Origin of the sequence: Frankia sp. EI5c, from assembly GCF_001636565.1 — a bacterium.
Lineage (GTDB): Bacteria > Actinomycetota > Actinomycetes > Frankiales > Frankiaceae > Parafrankia.
Map to the genome: position 1 here is coordinate 19,918 of NZ_LRTK01000019.1, position 24,977 is coordinate 44,894.

Annotated in this window: 15 protein-coding genes and 6 pseudogenes; 13 read left to right on the forward strand and 8 right to left on the reverse strand. The window is 73.9% G+C overall.

Annotated elements, in window-relative coordinates:
- Window positions 1-76: 76 nt before the first annotated feature.
- Window positions 77-679 (reverse strand): PaaI family thioesterase, encoded by a 603-nt coding sequence (locus tag UG55_RS11130; protein ID WP_066066771.1) that lies wholly within the window; start codon window positions 677-679, stop codon window positions 77-79.
- A 172-nt stretch (window positions 680-851) separates the two neighbouring features.
- On the opposite strand from UG55_RS11130, the pseudogene UG55_RS35465 reads away from it, so the two are divergent.
- From UG55_RS35465 to UG55_RS46210, 4 pseudogenes are all read left to right on the forward strand, one after another.
- Window positions 852-1,181, forward strand: a pseudogene (locus UG55_RS35465) (FMN-binding glutamate synthase family protein); the annotation flags it as partial.
- 1 nt (window position 1,182) lies between these two features.
- Window positions 1,183-1,848, forward strand: a pseudogene (locus UG55_RS35470) (glutamate synthase-related protein); the annotation flags it as partial.
- Between the two features lies 1 nt (window position 1,849).
- Window positions 1,850-2,441, forward strand: a pseudogene (locus UG55_RS35475) (glutamate synthase-related protein); the annotation flags it as partial.
- 261 nt (window positions 2,442-2,702) lie between these two features.
- Window positions 2,703-3,944 (forward strand): annotated as a pseudogene (locus UG55_RS46210) (ATP-binding protein); the annotation flags it as partial.
- 1,836 nt (window positions 3,945-5,780) lie between these two features.
- On the opposite strand, the gene UG55_RS11140 reads toward UG55_RS46210, so the two are convergent.
- From UG55_RS11140 to UG55_RS28440, 5 genes are all read right to left on the reverse strand, one after another.
- Window positions 5,781-6,599, reverse strand: a complete 819-nt coding sequence (locus UG55_RS11140) for an ABC transporter permease (protein ID WP_066066775.1) — start codon at window positions 6,597-6,599, stop codon at window positions 5,781-5,783.
- Window positions 6,596-7,663 (reverse strand): ATP-binding cassette domain-containing protein, encoded by a 1,068-nt coding sequence (locus UG55_RS11145; protein ID WP_083986671.1) that lies wholly within the window; start codon window positions 7,661-7,663, stop codon window positions 6,596-6,598. Before UG55_RS11145 ends, UG55_RS11140 begins: the two co-directional genes overlap by 4 nt.
- A 79-nt stretch (window positions 7,664-7,742) precedes the next feature.
- Window positions 7,743-8,387, reverse strand: a complete 645-nt coding sequence (locus UG55_RS11150) for a TetR/AcrR family transcriptional regulator (RefSeq protein ID WP_066066778.1) — start codon at window positions 8,385-8,387, stop codon at window positions 7,743-7,745.
- Between the two features lie 96 nt (window positions 8,388-8,483).
- Window positions 8,484-9,098, reverse strand: a complete 615-nt coding sequence (locus tag UG55_RS11155; RefSeq protein ID WP_066066781.1) for a carboxymuconolactone decarboxylase family protein — start codon at window positions 9,096-9,098, stop codon at window positions 8,484-8,486.
- A 161-nt stretch (window positions 9,099-9,259) separates the two neighbouring features.
- Window positions 9,260-9,568, reverse strand: a complete 309-nt coding sequence (locus UG55_RS28440) for a DUF1330 domain-containing protein (RefSeq protein WP_128422942.1) — start codon at window positions 9,566-9,568, stop codon at window positions 9,260-9,262.
- Window positions 9,569-9,752: 184 nt separating this feature from the next.
- Here UG55_RS28440 and UG55_RS11165 point away from each other — a divergent pair, with 184 nt between their 5' ends.
- The 8 genes from UG55_RS11165 (at window position 9,753) to UG55_RS11200 (ending at window position 19,327) form a co-directional block, all read left to right on the forward strand.
- A complete protein-coding gene (locus UG55_RS11165; RefSeq protein ID WP_083986673.1) occupies window positions 9,753-10,739 on the forward strand; it encodes an LLM class flavin-dependent oxidoreductase in 987 nt (328 codons plus the stop codon).
- Window positions 10,740-10,894: 155 nt separating this feature from the next.
- On the forward strand, window positions 10,895-11,677 hold the full coding sequence (locus UG55_RS11170; RefSeq protein ID WP_396230871.1) for a TetR/AcrR family transcriptional regulator: 783 nt from the start codon (window positions 10,895-10,897) through the stop codon (window positions 11,675-11,677).
- A gap of 46 nt (window positions 11,678-11,723) precedes the next feature.
- Window positions 11,724-12,713: a TIGR03557 family F420-dependent LLM class oxidoreductase gene (locus UG55_RS11175; protein ID WP_066066786.1), complete on the forward strand. Its 990-nt coding sequence runs from the start codon at window positions 11,724-11,726 to the stop codon at window positions 12,711-12,713.
- A gap of 177 nt (window positions 12,714-12,890) precedes the next feature.
- A complete protein-coding gene (gene nirB, locus UG55_RS11180; RefSeq protein ID WP_066066788.1) occupies window positions 12,891-15,509 on the forward strand; it encodes a nitrite reductase large subunit NirB in 2,619 nt (872 codons plus the stop codon).
- Complete coding sequence (gene nirD, locus UG55_RS11185; protein WP_066066791.1) at window positions 15,506-15,829, forward strand: nitrite reductase small subunit NirD; 324 nt, start codon at window positions 15,506-15,508, stop codon at window positions 15,827-15,829. Before nirB ends, nirD begins: the two co-directional genes overlap by 4 nt.
- On the forward strand, window positions 15,826-16,977 hold the full coding sequence (locus UG55_RS11190) for a uroporphyrinogen-III synthase (RefSeq protein ID WP_066066793.1): 1,152 nt from the start codon (window positions 15,826-15,828) through the stop codon (window positions 16,975-16,977). The genes nirD and UG55_RS11190 overlap by 4 nt, the downstream gene beginning before the upstream one ends.
- A 44-nt stretch (window positions 16,978-17,021) precedes the next feature.
- Complete coding sequence (locus UG55_RS11195; RefSeq protein WP_066066795.1) at window positions 17,022-18,164, forward strand: CaiB/BaiF CoA-transferase family protein; 1,143 nt, start codon at window positions 17,022-17,024, stop codon at window positions 18,162-18,164.
- A gap of 65 nt (window positions 18,165-18,229) precedes the next feature.
- The gene (locus UG55_RS11200; RefSeq protein ID WP_066066796.1) at window positions 18,230-19,327 is read left to right on the forward strand and encodes a serine hydrolase; all 1,098 of its coding nucleotides are present in this window, start codon (window positions 18,230-18,232) and stop codon (window positions 19,325-19,327) included.
- Here UG55_RS11200 and UG55_RS35480 read toward each other — a convergent pair.
- Both UG55_RS35480 and UG55_RS46215 read right to left on the reverse strand, forming a co-directional pair.
- Window positions 19,246-20,278, reverse strand: a pseudogene (locus UG55_RS35480) (hypothetical protein); the annotation flags it as partial. The gene UG55_RS11200 and the pseudogene UG55_RS35480 sit on opposite strands and share 82 nt — an antisense overlap.
- Window position 20,279: 1 nt before the next feature.
- Window positions 20,280-20,799, reverse strand: a pseudogene (locus UG55_RS46215) (MFS transporter); the annotation flags it as partial.
- 200 nt (window positions 20,800-20,999) lie between these two features.
- On the opposite strand from UG55_RS46215, the gene UG55_RS11210 reads away from it, so the two are divergent.
- The gene (locus UG55_RS11210) at window positions 21,000-24,884 is read left to right on the forward strand and encodes a bifunctional nitrate reductase/sulfite reductase flavoprotein subunit alpha (protein ID WP_313954603.1); all 3,885 of its coding nucleotides are present in this window, start codon (window positions 21,000-21,002) and stop codon (window positions 24,882-24,884) included.
- The last annotated feature ends 93 nt before the right edge of the window (window positions 24,885-24,977 follow it).

The following is a 24,977-nucleotide window of genomic DNA, read 5'->3' on the forward strand; positions in this document are numbered from 1 at the left end:
TGAACGACCGTATTCGGCGGCGGGGAATTCCCCGCGCGGGCCGCTCGGGGCGGGGTGGCCGCCGGCCCGCCCCGGCTTACGCCCCGGCCGGCCGGAGCTGGACGAACAGGCTTTCGACCTCGGCGCACAACGTGTCGCCGTCGAACAGGCGCCCGGTGAGGAAGAGCTTGCGGCCCTCGACCCGGTCGACCGTGGCCTCCACCCGCAGCGGCACCTCGACCCGGGTGAGCCCACGGAAGCTGACGTTCATGTACACGGAGCGGGCGAACGGCCGCTCATGGTTGGCCAGCATGGCCAGCACCTCGTCGAACACCAGCGGGATGGCGCCGCCGTGCACCGCCCCGCCGAGGGTGAGGTAGTGCCGGCCGAACGTCACCCGGGCCACGGCGCGCTCGCTGCCCCGTTCGTCCCAGCGCACGGCGGGCACCATCGTCTGGCCGCGTCCGTCCAGGTCCAGGCGCATACCGGTGACCCGCTCGGCCTCGGGCACGGCGAACTTCGCGAGCTGCGCGCTGATCTGCGCGAACTGGTCGGCGACCTGGGCGACCACCGCCGCCGGTGGGCGGGTGTCGGCCACCACGTCGAGCAACTGGCGGAGGTTTTCCACGAACCGGCCGAAGTCCGGGCCGCCGGGTGCGCCGGGTGCGGAGGGTGCGGAGGGCGCGGAGGTCTCGGTCACCCTTGCGATAATCCCCCGTACCCGGACGGAAAGCGCGCTGTGCGCTGTTGGGCGCAACGGGGAGATACGGTCGGACCTGCCGCGGACGCGGGCGAACCGGTCGGGTCGGGTGTTCGGGCCAGGCCGCGCGGGTCGCCACACGCGAAGCCGGGGCGGGAAGGCGCGGTTCGCGATGTTGCCGGTTGCGACGGTTCTCCTCCTGGCGGTGCTGGTCGCGGTGGGGGCGGCCCTGGCGCTGCTCGTCTCGGCGGGCTGGTGGGCCGGTGTCGGGGTCGCCGCCGCGCTGCTGCTGCTCGCCGTGCGCGATGTGACGCAGCGGCGGCACGCGATTCTGCGCTTCCACCCGGTGCTGGGGCATCTGCGGTTCGCCCTGGAGAAGATCCGCCCGGAGATCCAGCAGTACTTCGTCGAGCGCAACTACGACGGCCGGCCGTTCGACCGCGACACCCGGACGGTGATCTACCAGCGGGCCAAGGGCATTCACGGTGACCAGGCCTTCGGTNCCGAGCGGGACGTCAACGAGGTCGGCTACGAGTACCTGCCGCACTCGACCGCCCCGGTGCCCGTCGATCCCGCCGCGGGGCAGCCGCGGGTGCGGATCGGCGGCCCGGACTGCTCCCAGCCCTACGACATGGCGCTGCTGAACATCTCCGCGATGAGCTTCGGCGCGCTGTCGGCGAACGCCGTCCTGGCGATGAACCGCGGGGCGGCGGCCGGCGGCTTCGCGCACGACACCGGCGAGGGCGGCCTCACCGAGTACCACCTGCGCCACGGTGCCGACCTGGTGTGGGAGATCGGCAGCGGCTATTTTGGCACCCGGACGCCCGACGGCGACTTCGACCCGGCCCGGTTCAAGGACGTCGCCGCGCTGCCGACGGTCCGCATGGTGGAGCTGAAACTGAGCCAGGGGGCGAAACCGGGGCTCGGTGGCGTACTGCCGGCGGCGAAGGTGACCCCCGCGATCGCGGCGGCCCGCGGGGTGCCGGTCGGGGTGGACTGTGTCAGCCCGGCGTTCCACCGCGTCTTCAGCACGCCGCGCGAGCTCGTCCTGTTCGTGGCCCGGATGCGTGAGCTGGCGTCGGGCAAGCCGGTCGGGTTCAAGCTGTGCGTCGGATCCCGCCGCGAGCTGCTGGCGATCTGCAAGGCCATGGTGGCCGAGGGGGTCACCCNGGACTTCGTCGTGGTGGACGGCTCCGAGGGCGGCACCGGGGCCGCCCCGCTCGAGTACGAGGACCATGTCGGGACGCCGCTGACGGAGGGGCTGATCATGGTGCACAACGCCCTGGTCGGGGTGGGCCTGCGCGACCGGGTCCGGATCGGGGTGAGCGGCAAGGTCGCCACCGGCGTCGACATCGTGAAGCGGATCGCGCAGGGCGCCGACTACACCAACTCCGCCCGGGCGATGATGATGGCCACCGGCTGCATCCAGGCGCAGCGCTGCCACACGAACACCTGCCCGGTGGGGGTGGCGACGCAGGACCCGCGCCGGGCCCGCGCGCTGGACGTCGCCGACAAGGCCGAGCGGGTCCGCCGCTACCAGGCGGCCACCGTCGAGCAGGCGGTGCGGGTGATGGCCTCACTGGGCTGCTCCAGCCCGAGCCAGCTCGGCCCGGAGATGCTGCTGCGGCGGGTCACCCACACCAACACCCGCAGCTACGCCGACCTCTTCGAGTGGCTGGAGCCGGGGGAGCTGCTCGCCGGGCCGCCCCGCTCCTGGGCGCCGGACTGGACCGCCGCCGACCCGGACTCCTTCCGCCCCTGAGGCTGGTGTGACGGCGGTCCTAGACTGATCCGGGTGGGCGTCAACCTGATCCTGCTGGACGGGGTGCGCTGGAAGGGCACCCCGGTGGCCGGCGATCGCCCACAGGCCCTGCTCGCCGCGCTCGCGGGCGCCGGCGGGCGGGCGGTGCCGGCCGAGCGGCTGGTCACGCAGGTCTGGCGCGGGGAACCGCCGGCCAACGCGGCGAAGACCCTGCAGGTTGTGGTGTCCCGGGCGCGGACGATCGTCGGGGCCGGCACGCTGGTGCGGGACGGCGGCGGATACCGGCTCGCGCTGCCGCCCGCGCAGATCGACAGCTGCCTGCTGGCGGGGCTGGTGGCGCAGGCCGGCCGGCTGCTGGCGGACGACCCGGTCGCCGCCGCCGGGACGGCCCGCGAGGCCCTCACCCTGGGCGCGTCCGTCGCCCCGCCGCGGCCGGGCGAGGACGGCCCGCTCGCGGACGTCCGCCGGCAGGCCCTGGCCGAGCTGGCCGCGGCCCGCGCGGTGCTGGCGCGGGCGTCGAGCCGGACGGGCGCGCATGCCGACGCGCTGCCGCTGCTGGCCGACGCCTTCGGGAACGACCCCGGTGACGAGGGGCTGCTGGCCGATCTGCTGCGCAGCGAGGCCGCGGTGCGCGGCCCGGGCGCCGCCCTCGACCGGTTCGAGCGCTACCGGCGTGACCTGCGGGACCGGCTGGGGAGCAGCCCCGGTGGGGTGCTCGTCCGGGTGCAGCGGGAGCTGCTCGCGGCCGACCGGCCGGTGCGAGCCGGGATCCGCCACGGGGCGACCCGGCTGCTCGGGCGCGACCGCGACCTCGCGGGGCTGCGGGCGATGCTCGCCGAGGCCCGGGTGGTGTCGATCGTCGGGCCCGGGGGGCTGGGCAAGACCAGGCTGGCGCAGGTGCTGGCCCGGGACAGCGCCCTGCCGGTGGTGCGGGTGGTCGAGCTGGTCGGCATCGGGGCGCCGGAGGACCTGCTCGGTGAGGTCGGTTCGGCGCTCGGGGTGCGCGACTCGATCAGCAGCCGCCGGGTGCTGACCAGCGAGCAGCGCGCGGACCTGCGGGTCCGCATCGCCCAGCAGCTGTCGACCGGGCCGAGCCTGCTCGTGCTGGACAACTGCGAGCATCTGGTCGGGGCGGTCGCCGAGCTGGTCGCCTTCCTCGTGGCCGCGGCGGCCGACCTGCGGGTGCTGACGACGAGCCGGGCGCCGCTGGCGATCAGCGCCGAGCGGGTGTATCCGCTCGGCGTGCTCGCGGCGCGGGACGCCGCGGAGCTGTTCGGTGAGCGCGCGGCGGCGGCCCGCCCCGGCGCCCGGCTGGACCCCGCGGCCGTCGCCTCGATCGTCGGGCGGCTGGACGGGCTGCCGCTGGCCGTGGAGCTGGCGGCGGCGCGGGTGCGGGCGATGTCCGTCGAGGAGATCGACCGGCGGCTGGCCGACCGGTTCGCGCTGCTGCGCGGCGGCGACCGCAGCGCGCCCGACCGGCACCGCACCCTGCTCGCGGTGATCGAATGGTCCTGGAACCTGCTGGCCGAGGCGGAGCGGCGGGCGCTGCGGTGGCTCGCGGTCTTCCAGGACGGGTTCACCCTGGACACCGCGGAGGAGATCCTCGCCGCCGCCGCGGGGTCTGCGGAGGCCGTGGAGGCCGTCGACGTGGTGCAGAGCCTGGTCGACCAGTCGCTGCTGGGGGTGCGCGAGACGTCCCGCGGGGTGCGGTACCAGATGCTGGAGACTGTCCGGGAGTTCGGCCTGCTGCGGCTGGCGGAGGCCGGGGAGCTCGCCGCGCTCCGCCGGGCGCGGCGGCGGTGGGCGGTGGGCTACGCGGGTCGCCACGGCGAGGAGCTGCACGGCGAGGGGCAGTTCCACGCTGTCGACGCCATCGCGGCCGAGGAGAGCAACCTCGCCGACGAGCTGCGGGCGGCGTTGGCCGACGATGACCGGGAGCCGGTGATGGTCCTGGTCGCGGTGTTGACCGGCTTCTGGGAGATCCGCGGCGAGCACCTGCGGATCCTGGTGCTGGCCGAGGCGATCAGCGGGGCCTTCCGGGGCTGGGAGCCCCCGGCGGCGGTGGTGCCGGGGGCCCTGGCCGCCGCGGCGGCGGTGCTGCGCGGAGGGATGGCCCTCGGGGAGAGCGATATCGCCCCGGTCCGGGAGTTCGTGGCCCGGCACGCCTCGGCGCCGAGTGATCCCAGGGTCACCGCCCTGCTGCGGGTGCTGATGGCCGAGGAGCCTGTCCGCCCCGACACCGACACCGACACCGACATCGACACCGACCCGTACCGGAGCCAGCAGCTGACGCTGGAACGGCTGGCGGGGGAGGGCGACCGGCTCTCCGCCCTGACCGCCATGACGTGGCTGACCCACGTGTACGAGAACACCGGCGACTGCGAGGCCGCCGTGGCGGTCGCGGAAGGCGCGCTGGCGCTCGCCCGGCCCGAGGACGGCCCGTGGATCACGGCGGGCCTGCGCGCCCAGCTCGCCGCGCTGACGCTGCGGCTGGGGCGGCCCGCCGCCATGCGGGCCCACGCCTGGGCCGCGCTGCCGGTGATGCAGCGGCTCGGCGCGCTCGACGACGCCGCGCACCTGCGGACGCTGCTGGCGACCGACGCCATCCACCGCGGCGAGTTCGACGAGGCCGAGGAACTGCTCGCCGGGCTCGGCCCGGCCGCGGAAGGGCCGGGCGGGGAGGCTTCCGGGGTGGCTTCCGGGGTGGCTTCCGGGGCGGGCCTGCTGCTCGGCGGCATGATGGCGAACGTGGCGCGGGCGGAGCTGACGACCCTCCGCGGCCACGTCCCGGACGGGCTGGACCAGTTCCTGGCGGCGGCCCGGCAGTCGCGGGCGGTGCGGGTCGCCGGGATGCGGCACACCGGCCTGGAGCCGTGGCTGCTGTTCGGCGAGGCGGTGGCACTGGCCGCCTACGCCCGGTACGCGGCCGGCGCCGAGCAGGTCTCGGTGGGGCGCGAGCTGTACTCCTCCTGCCTCGCGCGGTCCGAGAGCCTGCTGACCACGGCGTCCGGCCACGTCGACTACCCCGTCTTCGGCTCGGGGCTGTTCGCGATCGGGGCGTGGCTGCTGCGGTTCTCGGCCGAGCTGCCCGGCCCCGTCATCGCGGACGTCGTCCGGCTGCTGGTGCTGGCCCGGCGGTTCGGCTACATCGCGCACATCAGCCCGCTGGACTGGACGCGCGTCCAGCCACTGCTCCAGCGGTGCGCCCCGGGCCTGCTGGCCGCGGTCGAGGAGGAGTACGGCGACGGCCGGGGCTCGGCGCTGCTGGCCGAGGCCCGCGGCGCTGTCACCCGTCTCGCCCGGAGCCAGGGGCCCGCCGGTCCGGGATCCGGCCGCCCGTCAGAGGCGGCGCCGGTAGGTGAGGACCGACAGCGGCAGGAAGACGGCGATCACGACCAGGCTGGTGAGCAGCGTCCAGCCGACCTGGCCGGTGATCGTCCCGTTGTTGGCCAGGTCCCGGGTCGCCGAGACGAGGTGTGACACCGGATTGACCTTCGTGAAGGTCTCCAGCCAGCCCGGCAGGGTGTCCGCCGGGACGAACGCGTTCGACAGGAAGGTCAGCGGGAACAGGATCATCATCGAGATGCCCTGCACGCTGCGGGCGCTGCGCGCGATCGTGCCGATCCAGGTGAACGCCCAGGCGATGGACCAGCCGGTGAACACCGCCAGCGCCACCGCGCCGACCACACCGGCGACCCCGCCGCCCGGCCGGTAGCCGAGCGCCAGCCCCATCAGGTAGGTGAGGACGGCCGCGATCAGATAGCGCACCAGGTCGGCGACCATCGGCCCGGCCAGCGGCGCCACCCGCGACATCGGCAGCGAGCGGAACCGGTCGAAGACCCCCTTGTCCATGTCCTCCCGCAGCTGGACGCCGGTCGCCATGCTGGTCGTGAGCACGGTCTGGGCGACGATGCCGGGGATCAGCAGCGGCAGGTAGCTGTGCACGTCGCCGGAGATCGCGCCGCCGAAGACATAGGCGAACATCCAGGTGAACAGCAGCGGCTGGAGGGCGACGTCGAAGAACTGCTCGGGGTTGCGGCGCATCTTCTTCAGCGCCCGCCAGGCCATCGCGAACGTCTGGGTGACGGTGTCCGCGGCGGTGGGCCGGGCGTGCGTCCGCGCGAACGCGGCCTCGGCGCCGATGGTGGCGTGGCTCATCGGGCTGCCTCCAGAACGGTGCTGTCCCGGTCGAACGCGTCGCCGGGGTTCGGTGCGTCGCCGGGGCCCGGTGCGTCGCCGGGGCCCGGTGCGTCGCCGGGGTCCCGGTCGGAACGGTCGGCCGGGACGTCGTGGCCGGTCAGCGCCAGGAACACCTCGTCCAGCGTGGGGCGGGCGACGCTGACCGAGCGGATGGAGACCCCGGCCGAGCGCAGCGCGACGAGCACGTCGGCGGCCCGGTCGGCGTCGGGGAGCGGCACGTTCATCCGGCCGGCCTCGGGGGTGAGCACCGGCTCCTCGCCGAGGACCCGGTGCACCGCCTCCGCCGCGGCGGCCTGATCGGCCCCCGGCTCGAACTGCACCTGCAGGGTCGACTCGCCGACCTGCCCCTTCAGGTCGTCCGGGGTGCCCTCGGCGACCTTGCGGCCGCGGTCGATGACGCACACCCGGTCGGCGAGCTGGTCGGCCTCGTCCAGGTACTGGGTGGTGAGCAGCACGGTGCAACCGTCGGCCACCAGCTCGCGGATGGTGTCCCACATCTGGCCGCGGGTGCGCGGGTCCAGGCCGGTCGTCGGCTCGTCCAGGAAGATCAGCGGCGGGCGGGTGATCAGGGACGCGGCGAGGTCGAGACGGCGGCGCATCCCGCCGGAGAACTCGGAGATCCGCCGGTCGGCGGCGTCCCGCAGGCCGAACCGATCGAGGAGCTCGTCGGCGGTGGACCGCGCCGCGCCGGCCCGCAGCCCCTGCAGGCGGCCGAACAGCCAGAGGTTCTCGGTCGCGCTGAGGTCCTCGTCCACCGAGGCGTACTGGCCGGTGACGCCGATGAGCTGGCGCACCCGGTGCGGATGGGCCCGGACGTCGATGCCGAAGATCTCGGCCTGGCCGCTGTCGATCGACAGCAGCGTGGCCAGCATCTTCAGGGTCGTCGTCTTGCCGGCGCCGTTCGGGCCGAGGACCCCGAAGATCTCGCCCTGGCGCACGTCGAGGTCGATGCCGTCGACGGCTCGTTGGTCACGGAACGTCTTGACCAGGCCGTGGGCCTGGACCGCGGGGACGGTACCCAATTCGGATCCCTCCGGGTGGGGGAAGTCTGACACCCGGAAGGCTAGGGACCGTGGGTTTCACCGCCCCTACACGCCGCTTTCACCCGCCTGCCGGCGGAGGGCCGCCGTCCGCGGCCGGCTCCCGGAAGCGGCCGGCCGGCTGCTCCGGGCCGAGCGCGTCGATCTGCCCGCTGATGAAGTCGATGACCGTCTCGTAGCCGGAGCCCAGGCCGGCCTCGCCGTCGATGGCCATGATCTGGGTGATGCCGACCATCACCAGCTGGGCCACCAGCGGTGGGCAGCGCTCCGGCGAGATGCCCAGGTCCGCCAGCGCCGCGCTGAAGGCGTCCAGCTGGAGCTGCCGGTACGTCCGGTAGTACTCGACGATCGCGGAGCGGATCTTCTTGCGGTGGTTGGCGAGCGCCATGAACTCCAGGCTGAACAGCGTGGTGGTCAGGCCGGTCTCGCGCAGGTCCCAGAGCTCCCGCAGGGTCGGGCGGGAGCGCACCACCTCGCGCAGCATCTCCAGGCCGACGTCGGCGCGCCGCCGGAAGACCTCCAGGAAGAGGTCGTCCATGGTGCGGAAGTAGTAGTGGACCAGCTGCGGCGCGAGCCCCGCCCGGGCGCCCACCCGGCGTGAGGTGACCGCCGCGTAACCCTCCTCCATGAGGAGTTGTTCGGCGGCGTCAAGCAACTGGTCGCGCGTGCTCGGCTCGTCCAGACCGGCCCGCTGCATGCTGGTCATCTGACATTCCTATCCGATTGCCACCACTCGCGGGGACCGGGCTGGCCTGGCGCCGTGGCCAGGCCAGCACGGTCGGTACCGGCTCGAGTGGCGCGGTCAGTCCTCCAGCGCCGGGATGGCCGGCGCGTCGAGGGGCTCGGTCGGCGGCTCCGCGTTCAGGCCGACGTTGTTGAACACCTGCGCGAGGCAGCAGTAGCTGCCGATGACGAAGGAAAGCTCCAGCAGCTGGGCGGTGTCCAGCTCGGCGGCCAGGGCCTGCCAGGTCTCGTCGTCGACGCGGAACCGGCCGAGCATCTGGTCGACCGCGGCCACCATCGCGCGCTCGAGCGGCGTCCACACGCCGGCCGCCGCCCCCTCGGGGATGGCGTGGATCTGCTCGGTGGTGATGCCGCAGGCCCGGCCGATGCGGACGTGGTGGGTCCACTCGTAGTCCGAGCGGGTGAGCCAGGCCACCCGCAGGATGACCAGCTCCCGGTGCTTCGGGTCCAGCACGGAGCTCTTGCCGACGAGTACCTCGGAGAACGCCAGCCAGGGCTCCGTCAGCCGGATGTGGTGGGCGAACAGCCGCAGCGACGTCGGCATCGGCAGGGCGTCCGGGCGGCTTGGATCGAACAGCTCGGGGCGCCGCAGGTAGCGCGGCAGTGTCTCCTTCGCGTCGTCGTTCCACTCCTCGACCGGGATCGGCGCGATCCGCGCCGGCGAGGCGGTCACCGTCGGCCGTCCCGCGCGGCCGCGCCGGTCAGCTTGCCGGAAATGATCGTTAAGGCTGTCACTTCGTCATCCCGTCCGCGGTCACCACGGCGACCGCCGTCGTCGGAGAAAACGCCGTTTCTGACGGGCTGGATACGCCCGTCACGATCAAGAGGGTGAGATCAGGTGCCGGCCCGCGGGGCGAACCCCGCGGCGATGATGACGTTGCAGTCGGCCGCCGCCTGCCGCAGCGGGATCGCGGCCTGGTAGCCCGCCGACTCGTACCAGGCCCGCGCCTGCTCGACCGAGTCGTACTCGATGACGACCGTCCGGCTGCCCGGCCAGGTGCCCTCGCGCACCTCGACGTCGTCGTCGACGACGAGCACCCGGCCGCCGTGCTCGGCGAGCGAGCCGCCGGAGTGCCGGCTGTAGGCCGCCATACCGGCCGGATCGTGGATGGTCTCGGTCAGGATCACGTACCCCTTCGGCACCCGCTGCTCCTCACGTTCCCTGGTTCCCGCCTGCCTGCCTACCTGCCACCTGGCTGGGCCGTCGACGCATCCGGTGCTGGGAGTATGCAACGCCGCGCCGGCGGCCGCCACGTAAAACGGACCGCCGGTCCGGCATCTCGCCGTTCTGGTTCCGTCCCGGGGTCGCGCCTGGTAGAACGTTTTCATGACCCTGGCGAGCGAGTACGAATTATCCTGCGGGCTGCCTCCCGGACCCGACTTCGCCGATCTCGCGGTCCTGGCCGAGGAGCTGGGGTACGCGCGAGTGTGGATTTTCGACTCGGCGCCGCTGTGGGAGGACCCGTTCGCCCACCTGGCGCTGGCGGCGGCCCGCACCACCCGCGTCGGCCTCGCGACCGCGGTCCTGATCCCGACCCAGCGCTCCGTGATGGCGATGGCGTCCGGTATCGCGACGGTCGCGCGGCTGTCCGCGGGCCGTTTCCGGGCCTGCTTCGGCACGGGCTACACCGCGCGCATGGCGATCGGGCAGCCGGCGATGCCCCTGGACGCGATGATCGACTACGTCGCCTCCCTGCGCGGACTGCTCGCCGGTGAGACCGTCGTGCTCGACGGCCGGCCGGCCCGGATGCTGCACTGGCCCGGGATGGCCGCCGCGCGGCCGGTCGGGGTCCCGCTGTGGCTCAGCGTCCTCGGCCCGCGCGGCAACCGGCGAGCCCCCGAGGTGGCGGACGGAACGATCGGCCCGCCGCACCCCACGCTGCCGACCGCGACGATGGTCTCCGGCACCGTGCTGGACGCCGGCGAGAGCCCCGACTCCGCCCGGGTGCGGGAGGCGATCGGGCCCTGGCGGGTGATTCCCTGGCACACCTCGTACGCCGTGGGGGGCGCGGCCGCGGTGGACGCGCTGCCCGGCGGGGAACAGTGGCGGATGGCGCTCGAGGCGCTCGCCCCCGAGGCGGAGCGGCACCTGCTCACCTTCGAGGGGCATGTCACCCACCTCGCGGAGCGGGACCGCCCGCTGCTGGAGCACATCGACACCCGCACGATGGTCGGGGACCCGGCGAGCATCGGGCGCGCGCTCGGCCGGCTGGCCGCGACCGGGTTCAGCGAGATCATGTACCAGCCGTCCGGTCCCGACGTCGCCCGCGAACTGCGTGCGTTCGCCGCCGCCGCCGCGGGCCAGGGCGGCTAGCCGCGGGCCAGGGCGGCTAGGGTCGGGCGGCCGTTTCCCGAGCGCGACGAGGCGACGCGGCGGCCGCCCCACTGGTATGCGACCCCTGGTCGCTTATCGGCGGCCGGGGTGTCCGAACGGCCTTGCATACTGGCAACATGGAGCCGGACAGCCCTGTGGCGGATCGTTCCCGTGCCGTTACGGGCTGCGGCTTCGGGTCCGCGGTGGGCGAGTACGCGCCCGCGGGTGTCGAGCCCGGTTCGGCCCGCTGGTGGTTGCAGCGCGCCGAGCTGGACCGCCGCCGCCGGCCGCGCGTCGGTGGCCTGTCCACCGAGCGGATCATCGGCGCGGCGCTGGACATCCTGCGCGCGGACGGGCTGGAGGCGCTCACCGTGCGCGCCGTCGCCGAGCGGCTCGGCACCAGCAACGCCTCGCTCTACCGCCACATCGCCAGCCGCGACGAGCTGATCGCGCTGATCGCGGACCACGTCATGGGCGGAATCCGGATCGAGCGCACCGGCCGCGGCTGGCGGGCCGACATCGAGGCGCTGATGCGCGAGATGCGCAGGGTGATCCTCAGCCAGCCGCTGCCCGACTCGGTGGGGCGGAACCTGCACGGCTACGGCCCCAACATGCTGCGCATCGTCAACGCCGCGGTGGCGGTGTTCAGCGCCGCCGGGCTCGCCGGGGAGCAGGCCGTCCACACCGCCATCGCCATGATCGAGCTTGTGGCCGGCGGCGCCGCCATCCAGCGCAGCCGGGCCGGTCGCGGCGGCGGCGGCGTGCCCGCCGGCGCCGGCTTCGACGAGCTTCTGGACAGCCTGCCCGCGGGTGACGTCACGGCACTGCGCGAGACCGGCGACGTCTACCTCTCCGCCCCGGCCGACGACGTCTTCGCCCACAGCATGGGGATCTTCCTCGACGGCGTCACCAGCCGGCTGCCCGCCCACGGGCGTTAGGCCGCCGATCCCGGGGATGCCTCGGGAACAGGCGGAAGGGGCGAGGATGCGCATCGGATACAAGCTGATGACGGAGGTCCACGGGCCGAAGGAGATCGTCCGGCAGGCGGTCGCCGCCGAGAGCGCGGGGTTCGACTTCGTCGAGCTGAGCGACCACTTCCACCCCTGGCTGGACGAGCAGGGGCATTCGGCCTTCGCCTGGTCGATGCTCGGCTCCATCGCCCAGTGCACCGACCGGATCGGGCTGGCCACCGGCGTGACCTGCCCGACGATGCGCTACCACCCGGCCGTGATCGCGCAGGCGGCGGCGACCGTCGCGCTGCTCTCCGACGGCCGGTTCATGCTCGGCCTGGGCTCCGGCGAGCGGCTCAACGAGCATGTCGTCGGCCGCGAGTACCCGGCGGTGACCCGGCGGCACGCGATGCTGCGCGAGGCCGTCGACATCATCCGGCTGCTGTGGAAGGGCGGGTACCAGTCGTACGACGGCCGCTACCTGCGCCTGGACGACGCCCGGGTGTTCGACCTGCCCGCCGTGCCCCCGCTGATCGCCATCGCGGCGAGCGGCGAGCGCTCGTCCCGGCTGGCGGCGGAGTGCGGCGACGCGCTGTTCGCCACCGAGCCGAAGCGACGCATCGTGGACGCCTACGCCGCGGCCGGCGGCGAGGGTGCCCGGTACGCGGAGATCCCGGTCGCCTTCGCCGCCGACGAGCAGACCGCGCTGGACTGCGCGCTGCGGACGACGCGCTGGGCGCTCACCGGCTGGAAGGTGATGAGCGAACTGCCGAACCCGACCAACTTCGCGGCCGCCACGACGATGATCACGGCCGACGACATGGCGGCCCACGTCGCCTACGGGCCCGATCCGGCCCGCTACGTCGAGGCGGCCCGGCGATACGTGCGGGCGGGCTTCGACCGGCTCGTCCTGATGAACTGCGGGCCTGATCCCGACGGTTTCCTGGCCTTCTTCCACAGCACGCTCGCGCAGCCGCTGCGCGCGCTCGGCGCCGAGACCCGCCGGCTGCTCCCGACGTCCTGAGGGCCTGGCCGCCCCGGGCCCCCGCTGCGCCGGTGACCGCACAACGGCACGGCGGTCGCGGTGAGCGGGCCTTGCCCGGGTGTTAACACTCCCGCACGGTCGGGACAACAGTTCCTGGCGACCATGGCGGTAGCCGGGCCGTGACGGATCCGGGCGCATGGGGGCTGAGGGCTGGTGATGGGTACGGACGCGGGCCGCCGCCTCGTCGTGGTCGGCAACGGCATGGTGGGGCAGTACTTCGTCGAGGCGCTGCGGGAACGGGATGTCGACCGGCACTGGCGGGTCACTGTCTTCGGGGAGGAGCCGCGCCGGGCCTACGACCGGGTGGCACTGTCGTCGTACTTCGACGGGGCCAGCGCCGAGAGCCTCGATCTGGTCGCCGCCGGCTGCTACGACGGGAGCGACTACCGGCTGCACCTCGACGAGGCCGTCGTCGCGCTCGACCGCGCCGCCCGGACGGTCACCACCGGCCGCGGACGCACCGTGGGCTACGACGCGCTCGTGCTGGCGACCGGCTCGTCCCCGTTCGTTCCGCCGGTGCCCGGCGCCGGTCTTCCGGGCTGTTTCGTCTACCGGACCCTGGACGACCTGGACGCGATCCGCGCGGCGGCCCTGCGCGCGACGGCGCGGCCCGGCGCCGGCGCCGGCGCCGGTGGCGGTGGCGGTGCGGCCGCTCCGGTGGGCCTCGTGGTCGGCGGCGGGCTGCTCGGCCTGGAGGCCGCCCGCGCGCTGCGCCTGCTCGGGCTGGCCGTACACGTCGTCGAGATGGCCCCGCGGCTGATGCCGCTGCAGGTGGACGAGGGCGGTGGGGCGCTGCTGCGCCGGCTCGTCGAGGAGCTCGGAGTCACCGTCCACCTCGGTACCGGCACGGCCTCGGTGGCCGCCGCCGCGGGGACGGGCGGGTCCGCGACCCTGCTGGCCACCCTGGGCGACGGCACCGAGCTGCCCGCCGACCTGGTGGTCTTCGCCGCCGGCGTGCGTCCCCGTGACCAGCTGGCGCGCGCCGCGGGACTGGCGGTCGGCGACCGGGGCGGGGTGCTGGTCGACGCCGGCTGCCGGACGGCCGACCCCGCCATCTACGCGATCGGGGAGTGCGCCTGTGCCGCCGGCCGGGTCTACGGACTGGTGGCGCCGGGGTACGCGATGGGATCCGTGCTCGCTGACCGGCTCGTCGGCGGGCAGGCTGAGTTCACCGCCGCGGACACGGCCACCAAGCTCAAGCTGCTCGGCGTGGACGTCGCGAGCTTCGGTGACGCACTGGCGGCCACCGAGGGCGCGCTGGAGGTGACGATCAACGATCCGGTCGCCGGCTCCTACGCCAAGCTCGTCGTCTCGGATGACGCGACGACCCTGCTCGGCGGCGTGCTGGTCGGCGATGCGTCGAAGTACGCCTCCCTGCGGCCGCTGGTCGGCCGTCCGCTGCCCGGTGACCCGCTCGCGATGCTCGCCCCGCGCGGCGACGGGGTCCTGCCCGGCGCCGGCGCCCTGCCCCCCGACGCGATGGTCTGCTCCTGCCACGCGGTCACCCGCGAGGCGGTCGACACCGCGATCGCCGGCTCGGCCCTCACCACCGTGGCCGAGATCAAGGCGTGCACGAAGGCCGGTACCGGCTGCGGGTCGTGCGTCCCCATGCTCTCGACCCTGCTCACCGAGAGCGGAGTCACGGTCGGCAAGGCGCTGTGCGAGCATTTCGACCAGTCCCGCTCCGAGCTTTTCGAGATCGTCCGCGGGCAACGGATCAGGACCTTCAGTGAACTGGTCGGCAGGCACGGCCGGGGCCGCGGCTGCGACGTCTGCCGGCCGGTCGTGGCGTCCATTCTCGCCAGTCTCGGGAACGGGCACATCCTGGACGGCGAGCAGGCCGCGCTGCAGGACACCAACGACGCCTTTCTCGCCAACATCCAACGCAACGGCACCTATTCGGTGGTGCCCCGGATACCGGGCGGGGAGATAACGCCGGAGAAGCTCATCGCCATCGGGGCGGTCGCGCGGGATTTCGACCTCTACACGAAGATCACCGGCGGGCAGCGCATCGACCTGCTCGGCGCCCGGCTGGAGCAGCTGCCGGCGATCTGGCGCCGGCTCGTAGACGCCGGCTTCGAGTCCGGGCACGCCTACGGCAAGGCCCTGCGCACGGTGAAGTCCTGCGTCGGGTCGACCTGGTGCCGCTACGGCGTCCAGGACTCCGCCGCCCTCGCCATCGAGCTGGAGCTGCGCTACCGGGGCATCCGCTCGCCGCACAAGATCAAGGCCGGGGTGTCCGGCTGCGCGCGCGAGTGCGCCGAGGCCCGTGGCAAGGACATCGGCGTGATCGCCACCGAGAACGGGTGGAACCTCTACGTCGGCGGCAACGGCGGATTCCGCCCCCGGCACGCGGACCTGCTGCTCACCGATGTCGACACCGAGACCCTGATCCGCACGATCGACCGGTTCATCGTCTTCTACGTACGCACCGCCGAGCGGTTGCAGCGGACGTCCAGCTGGGTCGAGTCGCTGTCCACCGGCCCCGGCGGTGAGCAGGTGGACGGGCTGGCCTATCTGCGGTCGGTCCTCGTCGACGACGCGCTGGGCATCGCCGCGGAACTGGACGCGGCGATCGAGCGGCACGTCGGCGCCTACGAGGACGAATGGGCGGCGGTGCTGGACGATCCGGTGCGGCTGAGCCGGTTCGTCTCGTTCGTCAACGCTCCGGACACCCCCGACCCGAGCATCTCCTTCGTGACGGAGCGCGGCCAACCGCGGCCCGTGCTCCTGGAGATCCCGGTCGCCACCACTGGGACGAGGACACCGACATGACCTGGACCACCGTGTGCCGATACGACGACCTGCTGCCGGAACGCGGCGTCGCCGCGCTGGTCGGCGACCGCCAGCTCGCGCTGTTCCGCTGCCACGACGGCCAGCTGTTCGCGATCGGCAACCAGGACCCGTTCACCGGCGCCTGGGTGCTGGCCCGCGGCCTCGTCGGCAGCAGAGCGCGACACCGGACGGTAGCGTCTCCTCTGCACAGGCAGATCTTTGATCTGCGCACGGGAGAGTGCCTGGACGAGCAGGGTGTCACCGTCCCGGTGTACGAGGTGCGCGCCCGGGCGGGAATGGTCGAGGTGAAGGTCGCTTGACTTCCGGTTCCGCCGGTGTCGAACCCCTGGCCGGCTACACCATCGGGATCACCGCGGCGCGGCGCCGCGAGGAGTTCGGCGCCGCGCTCGAACGCCGCGGCGCCCGCGTCCTGTACGGCCCGGCGATCCAGATCGTGCCACTGGCGGACGACACCGAGCTGCGGGAGGCGACCGTGCGGTGCCTCAGCGCGCCGCTGGACGTCGTCGTCGCCACCACCGGGATCGGCTTCCGCGGCTGGATGGAGGCCGCGGATGCCTGGGACCTGCTGGACCCGCTGACCAAGGCGATCGGCTCGGCGACCCTGCTGGCGCGCGGGCCCAAGGCCCGGGGCGCGATCCGCGCGATCGGGCTGCGCGAGGCCTGGTCGCCGGAGTCGGAGTCGTCCAACGAGGTGCTGGAGCACCTGATCGAGCGGCACGACCTCGACGGCCGGCGCATCGCGGTGCAGCAGCACGGCGAACCCCTCCCGGACCTGATCGAGACGCTGCGGTTCGCCGGCGCCGACGTCATCGAGGTCCCGGTGTACCGGTGGATCGCGCCGGCGGACACCACCCCGCTGCGGCGGCTCATCGACGCGGTCGCGACCGCCGAACTGGACGCGGTCACGTTCACCAGCGCGCCGGCCGCGGTGAGTTTCCTGCGCAGCGCGGACGGCCAGGGGCTGGGCGAGGCCGTCCGGGAGGCGCTGCACGGTCCGGTGGTGACGGCCTGCGTCGGGCCGGTGACGGCCGGTCCGCTGCTGGAACGGGGCATTCCCGTCATCCAGCCACCGCGGGCCCGGCTGGGCGCGCTGGTGCGCGAGATCGTCGAGCAGATACCGCGCCGGCGCGGCCAGCTGCTGCCCGCCGCCGAGCACTGGCTCGACATCCGCGGCCAGGCCGTCGTCGTGGACGGGCAGGTCCGCCCGCTCAGCCGGACGAGCATGGCGCTGCTCCGCCGCCTCGCCGCCCGGCCGGGCCACGTCGTCCTCCGGCGTGACCTGCTGCCGCCCGGCGGCGGTGACGAGCACGCCGTCGAGGTAGCCGTGGGCCGGCTGCGCTCGGCACTCGGTGACCCCCGGATCATCCAGACCGTGGCCAAACGTGGCTACCGCCTGGCCTTCGAACCGGAACGGGGTGCCGTCGCCACCGACGACTGGCGCTACTGACCGGCCGGCCCGATCGGCTCGGCCGGGCTCGATAGGTTCGACTGGTGCAGCCACCCCTGGGCGGAATCCGGGTCCTCGATCTTTCGCGCTCCTTCCCGGGCGGCTACTGCACCCGGCTGCTCGCCGACCTCGGTGCCGAGGTGGTCAAGATCGAGGCGCCGGGGGTCGGTGACCCGCTGCGCGGCCCGGCCGGGACGTCGCCGGCCCACGTCGGGCTGAACCACGGCAAGCGGTCCGTCACGCTCGACACCCGCAGCAGCGCCGGGATCGAGGTGCTGCGCAGGCTCGTCGCCTCGGCGGCTGCCGTCGTCGACAGCGCACCGCCGGGTGTCCGGGAGGCGGCGGGGTTCGGGTACGCGCAGGCGGCCGAGGTGAACCCGCGGCTGGTCTGGGCGAATCTGTCGTCGTTCGGCCTCGACGGCCCGTACGCCGGCCGTGGCGGGCACGAGATCACCTTCCTCGGCCACTCGGGCGCGCTGGCCGCGATCGCGCAGCGGCTCCCGTGGATGCCGCAGACGCCGATCGCCGCGCCGACGGCGGCCGCGCTCGCGGCCTCGGCCGTCTCCGCCGCGCTCGTCCGGGCGGCGCACACCGGCGTCGGCTCGTTCGTCGACGTCTCCCTCGACGACGCCGCGACCTGGCTGCTGTCCGCCTCGCCGGGCCGCTTCACGGGTGCCGACTCCGCCATGGGCTGGGCGGCGGGCCGCCGGCTCTACCGGTGCGCCGACGGCCGGTGGGTGACGGTCGCGGCCGCGGAGCCGCGGAGCTGGCGGGCGCTGTGCCGGGTGCTCGGCGCCGAAGACCTGGTCGAACGGATGCGGGCCGGCGAGGACGAGCAGCTGGCGATGGCGGAGCGGTTCGAGGAGGTGTTCGCCACGAGGCCGGCGGCGGACTGGGTCGCGGCGGGCCCGGAGGCGGCGATCGGCCCCGTGAACGACGGGCCGGACCTGGTGAGCGACCCGCATGCCGTGGCCCGCGGCACGCTCGTGGACGTCGCGGGCACGCTGGTCCCCGCGGCACCGTTCCGGTTCGGCGACGCCGCCGGGCGGGGGGCGGCCGCACCGCCGCCGGCCGCACCGCCGCCCGCCGGGCCGCCGGAGCTCGGCGGCGACACCGACGACGTGCTTCGCGCGGCCGGGGTCGGTGACGACGAGCTGGCCGTGCTGCGGGCGCACGGCACCATCTGAGCCCGCGGCGGGCAAGCCGAAACGGACTGGCCCAGCCTGGGCGATCTGGCCTAGGGTCCCGGGTCGTGGCGGAGGTACACGGGACATCCACTGACAGCTTCGAACCGGTGCGGGAGGTCCTCTCGGCCCAGCTCGACCTCGGCGACGGCGGGGCCTCGGTCGCCGTCCTCGTCGACGGCGAGCCGGTGGTCGACATCTGGGGCGGGCACGTCGACGAGGCCCGCACCGTTGCCTGGGAGCGGGACACCATCGTCAACGTGTGGTCGACGACGAAGACGATGACGGCGCTGTGCGCACTGATCCTCGCCGACCGCGGCGTGCTCGACCTGGACGCGCCGGTCGCCCGGTACTGGCCCGAGTTCGCCGCGGCGGGCAAGGAGAACGTGCTGGTCCGCCACACGCTGTCGCACACCGCCGGGCTGCCCGAACTGCGCGGCCTGGGGACGATCCGGGATCTCTACGACTGGCCCGCCGTGACGGGGCTGCTGGCCGGCCTGGCGCCGGACTGGGAACCGGGCACCCAGGCCGGCTACCACAGCCTCACCCAGGGCTACCTGGTCGGTGAGGTGATCCGCCGGGTCACCGGCCGCACGCTGGGAACGTTCTTCGCCGAGGAGGTCGCCGGGCCGCTCGGCGCCGACTTCCACATCGGGCTGGCGGCGGAGCACGACGACCGCGTCTGCCCGGTCATCCCGCCGCCCTCGGAGGCGGCGAACCCCCCGGGCGGCGCCGGCCAGGCAGACGCGGGGGAGACCGGCCCGCGGCTCTACGCCGCCGAGGCCAACACGGTCGCCTGGCGCCGCGCGGAGATCCCGGCCGCGAACGGGCACGGGAACGCCCGGTCGGTCGCCGCCGCGCAGGCCGTGCTGGCCTGCGGGGGAGCCGTGGGAGGCGTGCGGCTGCTGTCGGCGGCGGGCTGCGCGCGCGCCTGGGAGGAGCAGTTCCACGGCGTGGACCGGGTCCTGGGCGGCCCCCCGGCCCGGTACGGCCTGGGTTTCCGGCTGGAGGGCCGGACCTGTTCCTGGGGCGGCTGGGGCGGCTCGGTGGTGCTGTTCGACCCCGACAACCGCCTGACCGTCTCCTACGTGATGAACCGGATGCGCGACTCCGACACCCGGGGCCTCGACATCATCCTGACCACGTACGGGTGCCTCGCCGGATAGCCGTCCGGGTGGCGCGGGCTCAGGTCGTGGTCGTCGCCAGTACCGGCGGTGTGGCCGGCCGGGGTGGTGGGCCGGGTCTCGCCGGTGCCGCGGCGCAGGTAGCACAGCCAGGTGACGACCGCCAGCACGACGAACATGCCGACGTAGAACCACAGGGCCGGGGCGATCGTCCCGTAGGCCTTGTTCGACTCGGCGTAGATGATCGGTACCAGGAAGCCACCGAAGGCGCCGATGGCCGAGCAGATGCCGATGGCGCCGGCGGCCTCCTGCCGGGCCCGGAGCATGGCCGCGGGGGTTCCGCCGTTCCGGGCCCCGCGGGCGGCGAAGATCGCCGGGATCATCCGGTAGGTCGAGCCGTTCCCGATCCCGCTGGCGAGGAACAGCAGCATGAACGAGGCGAAGAAGAGCCCGAAGTTCGGCTCGTCGAGGATTCCGCCCCGGCGGCCGATCGACGCCACCGCGCCGAGACCGCCCAGTGCCATGACCCCGAAAGCCGCTACGGTCACCCTGGCGCCGCCGATCCGGTCACCGAGCTTTCCGCCGAGCGGGCGGGCGACCGAGCCGACCAGCGCGCCGAGAAAACCGTAGCTGAGCGCGACGTCCGGCCGGTTGAACAGCGCTGGGTTCTTCAACAGCGCGGGGAATGCGGACGAGTACCCGATGAAGGAACCGAAGGTGCCGATGTAGAGCAGGGACATTATCCAGGTCTGGCCGCGCCGGGCCGCCGACGCGGTCGAGCCGAAGTCGGCCTTCGCCGCGGAGAGGTTGTCCATGAAAAGCAGTGCCCCGATCGCCGCGACCACCGCCAGCGGAATGTAGATCAGCCCGATCCGGGCGAGCGCGGTTCCGGTGCCGGCGGCGATCAGGACGGCGCCGAGCTTCTGGATAACGGCGACCCCGAGGTTCCCCCCGGCCGCGTTGAGCCCGAGCGCCCACCCCTTCTCCCTCTCCNGGTAGAAGAACGAGATGTTCGTCATCGACGAGGCGAAGTTGCCGCCGCCCACCCCGGCGACCGCCGCGATCGCCAGCAGCGCCCCGAAGGACAGCTCGGGGTGGTGCACCGCCCACATCATCAGCAGGCAGGGAACGACCAGCAGCACCGCGGAGAAGACCGTCCAGTTGCGGCCGCCGAACACCGGCACCGCGAAGGTGTAGGGCAGGCGCAGAAACGCTCCCACGCCCGAGGGGACGGCGACGAGCCAGAGCTGCTGGTCGATGCTCAGGGCGAAACCCGCGGGGCCCGGCCCGCCGTCGGCGTTCGCCCCCATCTTCACCACCAGAATGCTCCACATAACCCACACGGAGAATCCGAAGTGCTCCGCGAGGACGGACAGCGCGAGATTGCGGCGGGCGGTCTTCCGGCCGGTTTCCCGCCAGAACACGGGATCTTCCGGGTTCCAGTCGTCGATCCATCGTCCGGACCGGCCGGTCCGCCGGCCCGTACGATTCCGGTCTGTGCTGGGTGCGTTCATGGGGGCACGTTAGGAAGACGCTGTTTCGCGATCTCCGGCGACCCGTTACGCGCGGGGAAAACAGTCCTCACCGGGGCCGGGAACCCGTCGTGCGGTAGTCGTCATCGGCGGCCGGGTGGGGTGTGACCGGGGCGAAACGCGCCCGACCTACGGTCGGGGCGCGACGACCGGCCCGTGCTGTCGGCCAGTGAGGAGGACCGGTGACCCCAGCCCGGACAAGGACCGTGTGCTCGTACTGCGGTGTCGGCTGCGGCATGATCGTCGAGACGGACACCGACACCGACACGGGGACGGGCGGTCGGCGCCGGGTCAGCCGGGTGAGCGGTGACCGGGCGCACCCCGCGAACGGCGGGCGGCTGTGCACGAAGGGCGCGACCAGCGCCGAGATGCTGGCGGCCCCGGGCCGGCTGGCGTCGGCCCGGGTGCGCCGCGAACGCGGCGGGGAACCGGTGGACGTCCCGCTGGACGAGGCGATCACCACGGCCGCGCGCCGGCTGCGGTCGATCATCGACGAGCACGGGCCGGACGCGGTCGCGCTGTACGTGTCGGGCCAGCTGACGCTGGAGGCGCAGTACCTGGCGAACAAGCTGGCGAAGGGGTTCCTCGGCACCAACCAGATCGAGTCGAACTCGCGGCTGTGCATGGCCAGCGCCAGCAGCGGCTACAAGCTGTCGCTCGGCGCCGACGGCCCGCCCGGCTCGTACGACGACTTCGACCACGCCGAGGTCTTCCTCGTCATCGGGGCGAACATGGCCGACTGCCACCCCATCCTGTTCCTGCGGATGATGGAGCGGGTGCGCGCCGACGCCCGGCTGATCGTCGTCGACCCGCGCCGGACCGCCACCGCGGCCAAGGCCGACCTGTTCCTCCAGATCCGTCCGGGGACGGACCTGGCGCTGCTCAACGGTCTGCTGTGGCTGCTGGCCGACGGCGGCCACCTGGACGGGGAGTTCATCGCCGAGCACACCGACGGCTGGGAGCGGATGCCCGGCTTCCTGGCCGACTACCGGCCCGCGGCGGTAGCCGAGCTGACCGGGCTCGCCGAAGCCGACCTGCGCCGGGCCGCCGAGTGGATCGGCGCCGCCGGCGGCACTTGGATGAGCTGCTGGACGATGGGCCTGAACCAGAGCACCCACGGCACCTGGAACACCAACGCGCTGGTCAACCTGCATCTGGCGACCGGGGCGATCTGCCGGCCCGGCGCCGGGCCGTTCTCGCTCACCGGCCAGCCCAACGCGATGGGCGGCCGGGAGATGGGTTACCTGGGCCCCGGGCTCCCCGGCCAGCGTTCGGTGCTGGTCGAGGCCGACCGCGCGTTCGTCGAACGGCGCTGGGGCCTGCCGCCGGGCACCCTGCGCCAGGACGTCGGCCGGGGCACCGTCGAGATGTTCCAGCGGATGGCGTCCGGGCGGATCAGGGCCTGCTGGATCATCTGCACCAACCCGGTGGCGTCCGTCGGCAACCGCTCCACCGTCCTGGCCGGGCTCGCCGCCGCCGAGCTCGTCATCGTCCAGGACGCCTACGCCGACACCGAGACGAGCGCCCACGCCGACGTGCTCCTGCCGGCGGCGATGTGGGGCGAGAGCGACGGAGTCATGGTCAACTCCGAGCGGAACCTGACGCTGACCAGGCAGGTCGTCGACCCGCCGGGGGAAGCCGAGCCCGACTGGCGGCTCATCGCCCGGATGGCGGCCGCGCTGGGGTTCGCCGACGCCTTCGACTACGCCGGTGCCGAGGACGTCTTCGCCGAGATCCGCCACTTCCACAACCCCGAGACCGGTTACGACCTGCGTGGCGTCAGCTACGAGCGGCTGCGCTCCGGCCCGGTGCAGTGGCCGGCGCCTCCCGGCGCGGCGGAGCGGAACCCGATCCGCTACCGCAACGACGGCGCCAGCCAGCCGGTGCTGGAACGGCCCGACGGTACCCGCCCACGGCTGCGCTTCCCGACACCGACCGGCCGGGCGGTCTTCCACCCCCGGCCGCACCTGCCGCCCGCCGAGCTGCCGGACGACGACTACCCGTTCCTGCTGAACACCGGCCGGCTGGCCCACCAGTGGCACACCCTCACCAGGTCGGGGAAGGTCGCCAAACTCAACAGGCTCAATCCCGGCCCGTTCGTCGAGATTCATCCGACGGACGCCGCCGGGCTGGGTCTCGCCGCCGGTGACCGGGTCGAGATCACCTCCCGCCGCGGTCGGGCCGTGCTGCCCGCGGTCGTCACCGACCGGGTCCTGCCGGGCGGCTGCTTCGCGCCGTTCCACTGGAACGACCTGTTCGGCGAGGAGCTCAGCGTCAACGCGGTCACCAGTGACGCCGTCGACCCGATCTCGTTCCAGCCCGAGCTGAAGGCCTGCGCCGTCACCCTGGCAAGGGTTGCCGCGCCCGGTCTCCCCGCCATCCCCGAACAGACCCGGCGTGGCGTGCCCGCGACCGCCACCGATGCGGGCCGCGCGGTGCGGGTGCTGTGGGCCTCGCAGACCGGAACCGCCCAGGAGGCGGCCGCCACCGTCCGGGACCGGCTGCGGGACGCGGGCTGGCAGGCCCACCTGGAGGAGATGGCGGCTCCGGCCGGTGACCTGCTCCGGGCCCCCGGCGACCTGCTGGTGGTGACCAGCACCTTCGGTGACGGCGACGCCCCGGACAACGGCGCGGGCTTCTGGGACGGGATGAGCGCCCCGGGCGCGCCGCGCCTCGACGGGCGCCGCTACGCCGTGCTCGCCCTCGGCGACTCCAGCTACGCGGACTTCTGCGGCCACGGCCGCCGCCTCGACCAGCGCCTGGCCGAGCTCGGCGCGTCCCGGCTCGTCGACCGGGTCGACTGCGAACCCGACTACCACGACGCTCTCGGCGCCTGGCTGGGGCACGTCCTGACCGCCCTCGGCGCCCCCGCCGGCCAGCCGGCACCGCGACCCGCCGCCGGCGGCGCGCCCCGGGCGCGGGCGACGGCGCCGGCGCCGGGCGGCCCGCCGCGAGAGAGTGCGCCCCGGCCGGCGCCGCTGGTCGGAAACCGGCTCCTGAACCTGCCCGGATCGGCCAAGGAGGTACGGCGGCTCACCTTCGACCTGGCCGGCGGCGGGCCGGAGTACGCGGCCGGTGACGCGCTCGGTGTCTGGCCGGCGAACAGCCCCGCCGTGGTGGCGGAATGGCTCGCCGCCACCGGCCTCGCCGGGCACACCGGCGTCGACCTCGGCGAGGGTGGACGGATGCCGCTGGCCGCGGCGTTGCGTGACCGCCTGGACATCACCACCCTGCGGCCCGACCTGCTGCGGTTCGTCGCCGAGCGGGCCGGCGACCGGCACCTGCGCACGCTGCTGCGGCCGGACAACCAGCTGGAGCTGGCGAAGTGGATGTGGTGCCGGCAGGCCGTGGACGTCCTGGCCGAGCACCCGGTGCGCGCCGACGTCGACGAGTGGCTGACGGTGCTGCGGCCGCTGCGCCCGCGGCTGTACTCGATCTCGTCCTCACCGCTGGTGGACCCGCACACGGTGAGCCTGACCGTGTCGGTCGTCCGGTTCACCGGCAGCGGGGACCGCCCGCGCGGCGGCGTGTGCTCGACGTTTCTCGCGGACGGGGAGGCGGGACGTCCGGTCCGGGTCTTCGTCCGGCGGGCGCCGCACTTCCGCCCGCCCGCGGATGACACCACCCCGGCGATCATGATCGGTCCGGGGACCGGCATCGCGCCGTTCATCGGATTCCTGCAGGACCGGTGGGCCCGCGGCGCGCCCGGGCCCAACTGGCTGTTCTTCGGGGAGCAGCGGCGGGCCACCGACTTCTACTACGCCGACGACCTGGCCGCACTCGCCGAGGCCGGCGTCCTCACCCGGCTGGACCTGGCCTTCTCCCGTGACCAACGGGCCAAGGCCTACGTCCAGGACCGGATGCGTGAGCAGGGGGCGCGGCTGTGGGCCTGGCTGAACGAGGGCGCCCACATCTACGTATGCGGCGACGCCGCGCGGATGGCCCGGGACGTCGACCAGGCACTGCGCGACATCGTCGCCGTCCACGGCCGGCTGGGCCCAGGCGACGCGGCCGCCTATGTCCGCCAGCTCGCCGCCGACCGGCGCTATCTGCGCGACGTGTACTGACCGATGTCTGCCGACCCGATTTGTACGGGCGCGGCGTCGCCCGCGCGGTGAAACCCCGGACGTCGTCCACGCAAACGGCCTGTTTCGAGGCGG